Annotated in this window: 12 protein-coding genes; 3 read left to right on the top strand and 9 right to left on the bottom strand. The window is 66.9% G+C overall.

Annotated features, from left to right (window positions below; translation table 11 throughout):
• Nucleotides 1-70 precede the first annotated feature (70 nt).
• From pxpB to pxpA, 3 genes are read left to right on the top strand one after another with little or no spacing between them, the layout of a single operon-like run.
• Nucleotides 71-727 (top strand): 5-oxoprolinase subunit PxpB, encoded by a 657-nt coding sequence (pxpB, locus tag JYG32_RS15330; protein WP_174384339.1) that lies wholly within the window; start codon nucleotides 71-73, stop codon nucleotides 725-727.
• Entirely contained in the window at nucleotides 724-1,791 is a 1,068-nt protein-coding gene (locus tag JYG32_RS15325; RefSeq protein ID WP_213263991.1) for a biotin-dependent carboxyltransferase family protein, read from the top strand. The genes pxpB and JYG32_RS15325 overlap by 4 nt, the downstream gene beginning before the upstream one ends.
• A gap of 55 nt (nucleotides 1,792-1,846) precedes the next feature.
• Nucleotides 1,847-2,611, top strand: a complete 765-nt coding sequence (gene pxpA / locus JYG32_RS15320) for a 5-oxoprolinase subunit PxpA (RefSeq protein WP_034190296.1) — start codon at nucleotides 1,847-1,849, stop codon at nucleotides 2,609-2,611.
• A gap of 321 nt (nucleotides 2,612-2,932) precedes the next feature.
• Here the strand turns inward: pxpA and JYG32_RS15315 are convergent, their stop codons facing one another.
• The 9 genes from JYG32_RS15315 to JYG32_RS15275 form a co-directional block, all read right to left on the bottom strand.
• A complete protein-coding gene (locus tag JYG32_RS15315) occupies nucleotides 2,933-3,082 on the bottom strand; it encodes a hypothetical protein (RefSeq protein ID WP_174384341.1) in 150 nt (49 codons plus the stop codon).
• Nucleotides 3,083-3,181: 99 nt separating this feature from the next.
• Complete coding sequence (locus JYG32_RS15310) at nucleotides 3,182-4,327, bottom strand: TraB/GumN family protein (RefSeq protein WP_213263990.1); 1,146 nt, start codon at nucleotides 4,325-4,327, stop codon at nucleotides 3,182-3,184.
• The gene (locus JYG32_RS15305; protein WP_174384056.1) at nucleotides 4,320-5,333 is read right to left on the bottom strand and encodes a peptide ABC transporter ATP-binding protein; all 1,014 of its coding nucleotides are present in this window, start codon (nucleotides 5,331-5,333) and stop codon (nucleotides 4,320-4,322) included. Before JYG32_RS15305 ends, JYG32_RS15310 begins: the two co-directional genes overlap by 8 nt.
• On the bottom strand, nucleotides 5,330-6,373 hold the full coding sequence (locus tag JYG32_RS15300) for an ABC transporter ATP-binding protein (protein ID WP_174384057.1): 1,044 nt from the start codon (nucleotides 6,371-6,373) through the stop codon (nucleotides 5,330-5,332). Before JYG32_RS15300 ends, JYG32_RS15305 begins: the two co-directional genes overlap by 4 nt.
• Before the next feature lie 132 nt (nucleotides 6,374-6,505).
• Complete coding sequence (locus JYG32_RS15295; RefSeq protein ID WP_174384058.1) at nucleotides 6,506-7,423, bottom strand: ABC transporter permease subunit; 918 nt, start codon at nucleotides 7,421-7,423, stop codon at nucleotides 6,506-6,508.
• A gap of 4 nt (nucleotides 7,424-7,427) precedes the next feature.
• On the bottom strand, nucleotides 7,428-8,438 hold the full coding sequence (locus tag JYG32_RS15290; protein ID WP_174384059.1) for an ABC transporter permease subunit: 1,011 nt from the start codon (nucleotides 8,436-8,438) through the stop codon (nucleotides 7,428-7,430).
• A 405-nt stretch (nucleotides 8,439-8,843) separates the two neighbouring features.
• On the bottom strand, nucleotides 8,844-10,472 hold the full coding sequence (locus JYG32_RS15285; protein WP_213263989.1) for an ABC transporter substrate-binding protein: 1,629 nt from the start codon (nucleotides 10,470-10,472) through the stop codon (nucleotides 8,844-8,846).
• A gap of 329 nt (nucleotides 10,473-10,801) precedes the next feature.
• Nucleotides 10,802-12,109, bottom strand: coding sequence for an MFS transporter (locus JYG32_RS15280; protein ID WP_174384061.1), 1,308 nt, complete (start codon nucleotides 12,107-12,109; stop codon nucleotides 10,802-10,804).
• Nucleotides 12,110-12,302: 193 nt separating this feature from the next.
• A complete protein-coding gene (locus JYG32_RS15275; protein ID WP_174384062.1) occupies nucleotides 12,303-12,614 on the bottom strand; it encodes a high-potential iron-sulfur protein in 312 nt (103 codons plus the stop codon).
• Nucleotides 12,615-12,662: the final 48 nt, after the last annotated feature.

Genomic DNA, 12,662 nt, shown 5'->3' with positions numbered 1-12,662 from the left:
CTTATTGAGAAGTTATCGATATCTTATTGACAATGTGCGCTAACATTGCCGTCCGAACCGTGCCAGTCCGATGACGCAACCCCGCATTTATCCGCTCGGCGATGCCGCCCTCGTCTGCGAGGTGCCGCCGCCCGCCACGCTCGATTGCCAGCGCCGCGTCTGGGCCGTCGCCGAGGCCGCGCGCGCGTGGCCCGACGTGATCGACGTCGTGCCGGGCATGAACAACCTGACCATCGTATTCGACGCGCTCGCCACGACGGCCGGCTCGCTCACGCCGGCGCTGCTCGACGCGTGGGAGACGGCCGACGTCGAGCACGCGGACGGTCGGGAGGTCGAGATCCCGGTCCAGTACGGCGGTGCCGCCGGCCCCGATCTGGCGGCCGTCGCCGCGCACACGGGCCTGTCGGCCGACGAGGTCGTCGCGCGCCATGTTGCCGGCGAATACGTCGTGTTCTTCATCGGCTTCCAGCCGGGCTTCGCGTATCTCGGCGGCCTCGACGCATCGCTGCACACGCCGCGCCGCGCGGCGCCGCGCCTCGAGGTGCCGGCCGGCTCGGTCGGCATCGGCGGCGCGCAGACGGGCATCTACCCGGCCACGTCGCCCGGCGGCTGGCAACTGATCGGCCGCACGTCGCACGTGCTGTTCGATCCGGCGCGGCCGCAGCCGACGCTGCTGCTGCCCGGCGACCGCGTGCGCTTCACCATTGCGGGAGTCGACGCACGATGACCCAGAGCAACGCCCCGGGCACCATCGAGGTGGTGCGGGCCGGCCCGCTGTCGACCGTGCAGGATCTCGGGCGCCGCGGCACGCGCCATCTCGGCGTCGCGCAGGGCGGCGCGCTCGACGGCCTCGCGCTCGAGGTCGGCAACCGGCTCGTCGGCAACCGCCCCGACGCGGCGGCCGTCGAGATCACGATCGGCCCGGCCGCCTTCCGCTTCACGCGCGCCACCCGCATCGCGATCACCGGCACCGAGTTCGGCGCGACGCTCGACGGCCAGCGCGTGTATTCGTGGTGGAGCCTGCCGGTCGAAGCCGGCCAGACGCTCGCGCTGCCGGCCGCGAAACGCGGGATGCGCGGCTACCTGTGCATCGCGGGCGGCATCGACGTGCTGCCGATGCTCGGCTCGCGCAGCACCGATCTCGCGTCGCGCTTCGGCGGCCTCGGCGGCCGCACGCTGCGCGACGGCGATCGGCTCCCGGTCGGTGTGCCACCGGCCGGCGCGGGCTGCCTCGCGCCCGACGCGCCCGAATTCGGCGTCAAGGCGCCCGCGTGGTGCGCATTCGTGCGCGTCGACGAGCCGCCGCGCCGCCACCGCCCCGCGCATGCGCCGTGGGCGATGCCCGTGCGCGTGCTGCCGGGCCCCGACTACGCGTCGTTCGCCGCCGATTCGCAGCAGGCGTTCTGGGACGAGGAATGGCTCGTCACCGCGAACAGCAACCGGATGGGCTATCGCCTCGCCGGCGCCGAGCTCATGCGCGAGCGGCCGGTCGAACTGCTGTCGCACGCGGTGCTGCCCGGTACGATCCAGGTGCCGCCGAACGGCCAGCCGATCGTGCTGATGCACGATGCGCAGACCACCGGCGGCTACCCGAAGATCGGCACGGTGATCCGCGCCGACCTGTGGAAACTCGCGCAGGCGCGGCTCAACCTGCCGATCCGCTTCGTGCGCACGACACCCGACGCCGCGCGCGCCGCCCTGACCGCAGAACGTGCCTATCTGCGGCAGATCGACGTCGCGATCGACCTGCGCGAGGAAGCGCGCCGCCGCGCCCAATCGCGCGCGGCGTGACAATGGCGGAAGCAGTACGGAAGACGCGCCACGCAATCAGTGGACGAGGAACATCATGGAAATCGATCTGAATGCCGATCTCGGCGAAGGATGCGGATCGGACGAGGCGCTGCTCGACCTCGTCACGTCGGCGAACATCGCATGCGGCTGGCACGCGGGCGGCGCCAATGCGATGCGCGACTGCGTGCGCTGGGCCGTGCAGAAAGGCGTGTCGATCGGCGCGCACCCGAGCTTTCACGATCCGGAGAATTTCGGCCGCAAGGAAATGCAGTTGCCGGCCGGCGACATCTATGCCGGCGTGCTGTACCAGCTCGGCGCGCTGTCGGCGATCGCGCAGGCCGAAGGCGGGCGCATCGCGCACGTGAAGCCGCACGGCGCGCTGTACAACCAGGCTGCGCGCGACCCGATGATCGCCGATGCGGTGGTGTCCGCGATCCACGATTTCGATCCGTCGCTCGCGGTGTTCGGGCTCGCGAACAGCGTGTTCGTCGCGGCCGCGCGGCATGCGGGGCTCGCCGCGGTGGAAGAAGTGTTCGCCGATCGCGGCTACCGCGCGGACGGCTCGCTCGTGCCGCGCAGCCAGCCCGGCGCGCTGATCGACGATGAAGACGCGGTGCTCGCGCGCACGCTCGACATGGTGCGCAACCGGCAGGTGCGCGCATTGAGCGGCGAATGGGTGCCGTTGAACGCGCAGACCGTCTGCCTGCACGGCGACGGGCCGCATGCGCTGGCGTTCGCGAAGCGGATCCGCGCGGCGCTCGAGGCCGCCGGTGTCGACGTGGTGGCGCCCGGCGCGCTGCAGGCCGACGAAGGCGCGTGACGCGCATCCGTCGCGCGACACGTGCATGGCACGTATCCGCTGCACAAAACCGCGGCACAAAAGAAAAAAGCGCCCTCGTGGCGCTTTTCCGTTGACGCAATCGCTGCGGCTTTGCCGTCTGTCGATTCGCCCCCCGAAACCGTCTTTCGACGGTGACCGGAAAAATCTTCCGGATTAAAAAACGTCCGCCGCCGCCCGATCACTGCATTCCCCGGTCAGACGACGGAACGTTGCTTATCTGCAAGTCGGCCTGCATGCATGTGTTGTCCGACGATGATTGGCCCCGCCGTACATGCAGACACTCCGCGGCCGGCACGTGCTTCACGTGCCGGCAACGCTAACCCCGCGCTTTATTTCTGCTACCCCGTAGAACTTATCTATTCTTTTCATTTTTTCAACTTGTGGGGTGAAGAATAGATATTGGCAGAACGGGATGTCAATCGTTTTAAACGCTATTTTCTGACGAATCAAGGGTTTTCCTTATCGATTTACGCCGCCGCTCAGACGCGTCACGCGGTGCGCGCGATGTCGATCAAACAGGGGAAGATCGGTGCGTGCAGCCGGGCGCGATCAGTTCGCGTCGACCTGGTATCCCTGCTGGCGCAACAATTCGAGCACGCCGCGCGCGCCGCCCAGATGCAGCGCGCCGATCGCGACGAACAGCGGCCGGTTCGGCGCGGCGATTGCCGTCATCCGTGCAACGAAGCGCCGGTTGCGCTCGTACAGGATCTTGTTGTCGATCGACGCCGACAACGCCTTCGAACGCGCGAGCCGCTCGCTCTTCGCGACGGCCCACGCCGAGATCGCGTCGGCGTCGCCAATGCGCCACAGCCGGTGCAGCGCCTTGATGTCGTCCGCGTTCTGCGCGGGGGTCTGCACCATGTCCTGCGCGAGCATCTCGCGCTGCTCGGCCAGCGTGAGCCCGGTGAACGCGCGCATCTGTTCGGCGAGCGTCTCGAGCCCGATCACGCGGCCGCCCTTCTTCTTCAGGAACACGTTCTGCAGTTGCGCCTCGGTGCCGTACTCGGTCTGCAGGCCGGCCGACAGCGAATCGTAGGTCTCGACGACGAGCGCCGCGAGCCACGGCCGCATCTTGCGGATCTCGGCGAGCGCGGCCGGGTTGCCGTGCAGGCGCGCCGCGAGCCGTTGCCACAGCGGTTCGGGCAGCAGGCGCTGCAGGCACGGGTAGCGGCACACGCCGTACTTCGACACGTCGTCCTGCGATTCGAGCAGGTCGTCGGGCGACAGTTCGAGCGCGAGTGTCGGCGACGCGGCGAGCGCCGCGAGGATGCGCGGCCGGAACGGCTGCGCGCCCGGGTAGTCGGACGGGTCGCCCGTGTGCAGCGTGCCGAGCACGTAGAGCGTGACCTTGCCCTTGGTCGCGACGTAGAACGGCATGCGCGCGGGCTGCACGCGCACCGTGCCGCGCGCGACCGTGCCGTTCGACACGGCAGGCGCATGGAAGCCCGGCAGGTTCATGCCGGGCGGCGGGACTTGCGACGGATGAATCGGTGAAGTGGCCGGCGCGCGCCCTTCGGCGCGCGCGGCCTCGACGGGAACCGCGACGCTGGCCGCCACGCACGCGCCGGCCAGCGCCGCGCCCGTGACGGTGCGCACGCTCCAGCGCCGCGCGTAGCGGTACGCGCGCATCACGCGCGCGCTGCTTGCCCCCGAACGGCGCACGCCGGACGCGCGCGCCGCCAACGCTTCAGGCATTCCCCTCCCCTACCTCCTCGGCGCGATGGCAGGCCACGCGCCGTCCGTCTACCTCGCGCAACTGCGGTTCCTCCGCGCGGCAGCGCTCGACCGCATACGGGCAGCGCTGGTGGAACGCGCAGCCCGACGGCGGATTGAGCGGCGACGGCAGCTCGCCCTGCAGCTTGATCTGCACGCGGCGGTCTTCCTCGAAGATCGCCGGCGTCGCCGACATCAGCGCGCGCGTGTACGGATGGCGCGGCCGTGCGTAGATCGTCGCCTTGTCGCCGAGCTCGGCGACACTGCCGAAGTACATCACCATCACGTCGTCCGCGATGTGCTCGACCACCGACAGGTTGTGCGAGATGAACACGTAGCTCGTCTTGAACTGCTCCTGCAGATCCATGAACAGGTTCAGGATCTGCGCCTGGATCGACACGTCGAGCGCGGACACGGGCTCGTCGGCGACGACGATCCGCGGATCGAGGATCATCGCGCGCGCGATCGCGACCCGCTGCCGCTGGCCGCCCGAGAACATGTGCGGATAGCGCTTCGCGTGCTCGGGCCGCAGGCCCACCGTGCGCATGATCTGCGCGACGCGCTGCGCGCGTTCGGCGGCCGTCAGGTTCGCGTTGATCTCGAGCGGCTCGGAGAGCGTCTGCTCGACGGTCTTGCGCGGGTTGAGCGACGCGAACGGGTTCTGGAACACCATCTGCACGCGGCGGCGCAGGTCGGCGACCCGGTGGCGGTCAGCGCCCGCGACGTCCTTGCCGTCGATCGACAGGTGGCCGGACGTCGGCGTTTCGATCATCGTCAGTTGCCGCGCGAGCGTCGACTTCCCGCAACCGGATTCGCCGACGACGGCGAGCGTCTTGCCGCGCTTGAGCGAAAACGACACGCCGTTGAGCGCCTTCACCGTGCCATGGCCGAACATGCCGCGCTTCACCGCGTAGTGTTTCGCGAGCTGGTCGGCGACCAGCACCACGTCCTCGTCGTGCGGGGCACGGACTTCTTGATTGGCATTCATCGTGAACTCCTGTCGACCGGAGTTTGCGCTTTAGCGCTTACTCCGGTCCCATGCATAGCCGTCAGGTCGAGGTTGGAAACATTGAGCGGCTTGATGCAGCGCGCGCGCATCGCGTCGTTGCCGGACACCAGCGGGTCGAGCGCCGGCCGCGCCTTGCGGCAATCGTCGACGACGTACTTGCAGCGCGGGGCGAACAGGCACCCGGACGGGCGATCATCGCGGCCGGGCACCATGCCGGGCAATGCGGCCAGGCGACGCGCCCCCTTATTGTGCTCGGGAATCGCCGCAAGCAGCGCTTCGGTGTACGGATGATGCGGCGCGCGGAAGATGTCGGGCACGTTGTTGGTCTCGATGATCTCGCCCGCGTACATCACCGCGACGCGCTGCGCGACCTCCGACACCACGGCCAGGTCGTGCGAGATCAGCACGAGCGCCATCCCGCGTTCCTTCTGCAGCTTCACGAGCAGATCCATGATCTGCGCCTGGATCGTCACGTCGAGCGCGGTGGTCGGCTCGTCGGCGATCAGCAGCTTCGGGTTGCACGCGACCGCCATCGCGATCATCACGCGCTGGTTCATTCCGCCCGACATCTGGTGCGGGAACGACGCGATGCGGTTCTTCGCATCGGGAATGCCGACCTGGTCGAGCAGTTCGAGCGCGCGCCGGTGCAGCGCGTCGCCGCGCAGCCCTTCGTGCAGCTTCAGCACTTCCTTGATCTGGTAGCCGACCGTGTAGCTCGGGTTCAGGCTCGTCAGCGCGTCCTGGAACACCATCGCGATGTCCTTGCCGACGATCTTGCGGCGCGCCTTCGGCGACGCCTTCAGCAGGTCGACGCCGTTGAACGTGACCTCGTCGGCCGTCACCTTGCCCGGCGCGTCGATCAGGCCCATCAGCGCCATCATCGTCACGCTCTTGCCCGAGCCCGATTCGCCGACGACGCCCACCACCTCGCCCGGCGCGATCGACATGTTGATCCGGTCGACGGCGGGCAGGCCGTTGAAGTTCACCGCGAGATTGCGGATGGTCAGTAGGTTGCTCATGTCATCCTCCGCCGGGCCGCCCCAAGGAGGATGACCGCCCCCTCGGGGGGAGCCGTGCATGGGACCGGAGTAAGCGCTGAAGCGCCAACTCCGGTCGACAGCGAACGAAGAAAGCGTGGGGGTTGTTTCATCTCAGGCCATCCGTTTCAGTTTGGGATCGAGCGCGTCGCGCAGCCCGTCGCCGAGCAGGTTGATCGCGAGCACCGAAATCAGGATCGACAGGCCGGGCATCGTCACGATCCACCACGCGTTGTCGATGTAGTCGCGCGCGGACGCGAGCATCGCGCCCCACTCGGCGGTCGGCGGCTGCACGCCGAGGCCGAGGAAGCCGAGCGCGGCCGCGTCGAGGATCGCCGACGAGAAGCCGAGCGTCGCCTGCACGATCAGCGGCGCCGTACAATTGGGCAGCACCTGCGAGAACATCAGGCGCAGCGTGCCGGCACCGGCCACGCGCGACGCCGTCACGTATTCCTTCTGCAGCTCGCCGAGCGCCGACGCGCGCGTGAGGCGCACGTAGGCCGGCAGCGCGACGATCGCGATCGCGAACATCGTGTTGGTGAGGCCCGGGCCGATGATCGCGACGACCGCGACCGCGAGCAGCAGCGACGGGAGCGCGAGCAGCACGTCCATGATGCGCATCACCGGCGTGTCGGCCCACTTCTGGAAGAACGCGGCGACGAGCCCGAGCACGATGCCGGGGATCAGCGCGAGCACGACCGACACGAAGCCGATCCAGAACGACATCCGCGCGCCGTACATCAGGCGCGAAAGAATGTCGCGGCCCGCTTCGTCGGTGCCGAGGATGAATGTCCAGTTGCCGCCGTCGAGCCACGCGGGCGGGATCTTCACGTAGTCGCGGTATTGCTCGACCGGGCTGTGCGGCGCGATCAGCGGCGCGAGCAGCGCGACCAGGATCAGCGCGAGCACGACGATGCCGGCGCCGACGGCGCCGCGGTTGCGCGAGAAGTTGGCCCAGAACTCGCGCAGCGCGAGCGCACGGCCGCCGGCCGGCGCGGATTCGGTCGGCAGGGTGTTTTGCAGATTGCTCATGGAATTACCTCGTGTGGCGGATGCGCGGATTCAGCACGCCGTACAGCAGGTCAACAACCAGGTTCACGACGATCACGAGCGTCGCGATCAGCAGGATGCCGCCCTGTACGACCGGATAGTCGCGGCGGCCGATCGCATCGATCAGCCACTTGCCGACACCGGGCCACGAAAAGAGCGTCTCGGTCAGCACGGCGCCCGCGAGCAGCGTGCCGATCTGCAGGCCGATCACGGTGACGACCGGGATCAGCGCGTTGCGCAGCGCATGCACGACGACCACGCGCACGGGCGACAGCCCCTTCGCGCGTGCGGTGCGGATGTAGTCCTCGCGCAGCACTTCGAGCATCGACGAACGCGTCATCCGCGCGATCACCGCGAGCGGGATCGTGCCGAGCACGATCGCGGGCAGGATCAGGTGGCTGACCGCCGACTTGAACGAACCTTCGTCCGGCGCGAGCAGCGCGTCGATCAGCATGAAGCCCGTCGGGTGCGGAAAGTCGTATTCGACGGCGATGCGCCCCGACACGGGCGTCCAGCCGAGGTACGACGAAAACACCATGATGAGGATCAACCCCCACCAGAAGATCGGCATCGAATAGCCGGTGAGCGCGGTGCCCATCACGCCGTGGTCGACGACCGAGCCGCGCCGCAGCGCGGCGATCACGCCGGCCGGCAGCCCGACCGCGAGCGCGAACACGAGCGCGCACAGCGAAAGCTCGACGGTCGCCGGGAAGCGTGCGAAGAACTCGCCCGCGACGCTGGTGTTGGTGATGATCGACGTGCCGAGGTCGCCGTGCATCGCACGGCCGACGTAGTGGAGATACTGCATGGGCAGCGGCTGGTCGAGCCCGAGGCGTTTCATCGCCTCCGCGTGCATGGCGGGATCGACGCCGCGTTCGCCCATCATCACTTCGATGGGGTCGCCCGGTATCAGGTGAATCAGCGCAAACGCCAGGATGGTGATGCCGATGAAAGTCGGGATCACCATCCCCACGCGGCGCAACACGAATGTGAACATGATGCGTCTCGTATTTTCTTGTGGGAAATGTGCGACCGGCGACGGGAAGCTCGTGGCCTCCCGCCGCCGGATGAATAGGGCCTGTTCACGCTAATAACGGGCTTGCGAACGTGTCTTTCCGCTCGCAGTGCAAGGAGCGAGGAGCGCCGTTTGGCCGAGCCAAACAAGCGACGATCGACGCCGCAATGCGGGCGGAAAGACACGTTCCCCTGTTTCCAAAAAATCATTCGTGGGGCTGGTCGCCAGACGGGCCGAGCGCGGCGTCATGCTCCTTGCGAATACGTCGAGTATTCGCTTCGTCGCATTCCTTGCGCTCAGCCCGTCTGGCGACCAGCGCAAGCCCGTTATTAGCGTGAACAGGCCCTTACCGGTCTCGGTCTTCGTAGACAGCTTACGCCGGTCGTATTACTTCACGCCGACACCGTCGAAGCGTGCATAGCCGAGCGGCTCGATGCGCATGTCGACCACGTTCTTGCGCACCGGCTGGTAGACCGTCGAGTTCGCGACCGGCGAGAACGGCAGCTGTTGCGCGAAGATCTGCTGCGCCTGCGTGTAGAGCTTCGTACGCGCGTCCTGGCCCGTCGTCGTGCGGCCCTTCTGGACCAGCTCGTCGAACGGCTTGTAGCACCAGTGCGAGAAGTTGTTGCCCTTGATCGCCTCGCAGCCGAGCAGCGTGCCGAGCCAGTTGTCCGGATCGCCGTTGTCGCCCGTCCAGCCGATCAGCATCGTGTCCTGCTCACCCGTGTGCGCGCGCTTGATGTACTCGCCCCACTCGTACGTGACGATCTTCGCCTTCACGCCGATCTTCGCCCAGTCGGCCTGGATCATCTCGGCCATCAGGCGGGCGTTCGGGTTGTACGCGCGCTGCACGGGCATCGCCCACAGCGTGATCTCGAAACCGTTCGCATAGCCGGCCTTCGCGAGCAGCGCCTTCGCCTTCGCGGTGTCGAACGCGGCCATCTTCAGGTTCTTGTCGTACGACCATTGGGTCGGCGGCATCGGTGCGGTAGCAGCCTGGCCCGCACCCTGGTAGACGGATTCGAGGATCGCCTTCTTGTTGATCGCCATGTCGAGCGCCTGACGCACTTCGAGCCTGTCGACCGGCTTGTGCTCCACGTTGTACGCGAGATAGCCGAGGTTGAAGCCCGCCTGCGACGGCATGTCGACGCCCGAATCGGCCTTCAGCGTCGCGATGTCGGCCGGACGCGGATAGCTCATCACCTGGCATTCGTTGCGCTTGATCTTCTGCACGCGCACGCCCGGGTCCGGCGTGATCGAGAAGATCAGCTTCGACAGCTTCACTTCGCCCTTCTTCCAGTAATCAGGATTGCCGTCGAAACGAATCGTCGCGTCCTTCGTGTAGCTGCGGAAGATGAACGGGCCCGTGCCGACCGGCTTCTGGTTGATGTCGGCAGCCTTGCCGGCCTTCATCAGCTGGTCGCCGTATTCGGCCGACAAGATCGACGCGAATTCCATCGCCATGTTCTGGATGAACGGCGCGTTCGGCTCGGCCAGCGTGAACTTCACGGTGTACGGATCGACCTTCTCGACCTTCGTGATCAGCTTGTCGAGGCCCATGTCGGTGAAGTACGGGAACGACACCGGGTACGCCTTGCGGAACGCCTGGTTCGGGTCGAGCATGCGCTGGAACGTGAACAGCACGTCGTCCGCGTTGAATTCACGCGTCGGCTTGAAGAAGTCGGTCGTGTGGAACTTCACGCCGTGGCGCAGGTGGAACGTGTACACCTTGCCGTCGGACGACACGTCCCACTTCTCGGCGAGGCCCGGCTCGACCTTCGTGCCGCCGCGCTCGAATTCGACGAGACGGTTGTAAACGGTAAACGTGGCGGCGGTGAAATCGACGCCGGTCGTAAATTGCGCGGAATCAAAACCCGCCGGGCTGCCTTCTGAGCAGTAGACGAGCGTTTTGTTCGGGATCTGTGCGAATGCAGAACCCGCGACGCCGAGCGATGCCGCTGCCACGCCTGCAATGGCGGTAACACGCAGGGTGTGCAACAGACGGTTGTATTCCATGTTTCCTCCAGGTCTCCAGATCGGAGCCGGCCCCGCCAGGGGCCGGCGTACGCGGATATTACTTGAGCTAGCGATGCGGCAACAAGCTGGAGAAAAAACTCTTCCAGACGCGCCCGCGCGGGTTTTTGCCGATGTTTGACGCGGATAAAAAATGCGACAACGCGCGCGAGCGACAGTTTCGTTCATCCCGCGCAAGTTTCGTTCGACGACTAAACAATTCGGGCGCGAACGCGAAGGGTCCGCGCGCCGTTTCCCGCGTCTGGTCGCACATCATTGCGTTTTGCGAAACGATCCGATGACGGTCTTCATACTGTCATGCTGTCATGCTGTCACGCCGGCGCGTCGAGGTCGGCGCTGCGGGCGGGCACGAACGCGACCGCGACGATCGACAGCGCAAGCCCGGCCATCACATAGTAGGTGGGCGCCAGCGGCGTACCCGTGACCTTGATCAGCCACGTGACGATGAACTGCCCGAAGCCGCCGAACAGCATCACCGCGACGTTGTACGCGATCGACAGCCCGGTCGAGCGTACGTTGGCCGGGAACAGTTCGGCGATCATCGCGCCGAACGGCCCGTAATAGCCGGCAAGCGTCACCGACAGCACGGCCTGCACCGCGATCAGCCGCCCGATGCTCGGCGCCGCGTCGAGCCACGCGAACAGCGGATACATCAGCGCGAGCGTCAGCACGAGCGACCACAGCGACAGCCCCTTGCGGCCGATGCGGTCCGACCACGCGCCCGCGACCGGCGACAGCACCATCAGCAGCAGGTTGCCGATGATCACCGCGTAGAACGATTCCGCGTACGGCAGCTTCAGTTGCTTCACCGCGAAGGTCGGCAGATAACTGATCAGCACGTAGATCGTCACCGTCAGCGCGATCACCGAGCCGAGCCCGCACAGCACCTCGCGCGGATGGCGCGTGAACACTTCGCCGAGCGTCGCGCGGCGCGCACTCTGCTGCGCGTGCAGGAACGCTTCGGAATCGGCGAGATGGCGGCGGATATAGAAGCCGATCGGGCCGATCACGAGCCCGAGGATGAACGGCACGCGCCAGCCCCAGCTATGCAGCGCGTCGTGCGACAACCCGCGCGTGACGGCCGCGCCGACGAGCGCGCCGATCAGCAGCGCGGCCGCCTGGCTCGCCATCTGCCAACTGCCGTAGAAACCGCGTTTCGAGAACGGCGCGGCCTCGATCAGCAGCGCCGTCGCGCTGCCGAATTCGCCGCCCGCGGAGAAGCCCTGCAGCAGGCGGGCGAACACGATCAGGATCGGGCCGCCGATGCCGATCGCCGCATAGGGCGGCGCGATCGCGAGCAGGAAGATGCCGGCCGTCATCAGCAGGATCACGAGCGACAGCGCGGCCTTGCGGCCCGCGCGGTCCGCATAGAGCCCGAACACGATGCCGCCGATCGGGCGCATGAAGAACGCGACGCCGAACGTCGCGGTGGTCAGGAGCAGCGACGAATATTCACTGGAGGTCGGGAAAAACAGCTCGGCGATCACGACCGTCATGAAGCCGAACACCGTGAAGTCGTACCACTCGAGCGCGTTGCCGATCACGGCAGCCGCGACTGCGCGCCGGTTCAGCGCACGCTCGGGCCGGATCGATTTCGTTGAATTCGCAATCGTCGCCATGCGTCCTCATCCTCGTGAATGCGCCGTGTCGGGCGGCGCGGCGCCGCGCGCGGTGTATCGCCGCACGCTGGTTTGCAGCGAGTGTAGAAAGCGACGGAACCGTTTTCAAGCAATAAAAACGCCCGCAGTCTTTCGACGGCGGGCGTTTTGCGGTTTTCGCCACATTGCGGCATCGCACGATGCCGCATGGACCTTAACCCATCTTCGAGAATGCGCTGCACCAGCCCTTCGCCGACACCTGCTTGCCGGGGAAGGCGCCGCACGGGCCCGCAGCCGAACCCTTCTTGCCCTGGTACAGCATGCAGGCCGCGCAATCCTGGCCCGCTGCGTATTTCGGGTACTTCGCCTTGTCGACCTTCGTGGCATCGGCCTTGTAGCCGAGCGCCACCGCGGTCGGATCCGTTTCCGACAGCATCGGCGCATCGGCCAGCGCTTCGCGCGACAGCGCCAGCGCGGACACGACGCCAACGCTCGAAATCAGGAAACTCCGACGGGATGTTTTCATGGGGGACTCGCTCCAACGTTATCGGTTTGAAAGCTGTTCTGGCGACAG

The sequence above is a fragment of the Burkholderia pyrrocinia genome (genome assembly GCF_018417535.1).
Classification (GTDB): Bacteria; Pseudomonadota; Gammaproteobacteria; order Burkholderiales; family Burkholderiaceae; genus Burkholderia; species Burkholderia pyrrocinia_E.
The sequence above is the reverse complement of the archived record's forward strand: the minus strand, read 5'-3'. Positions and strand labels throughout refer to the sequence as shown.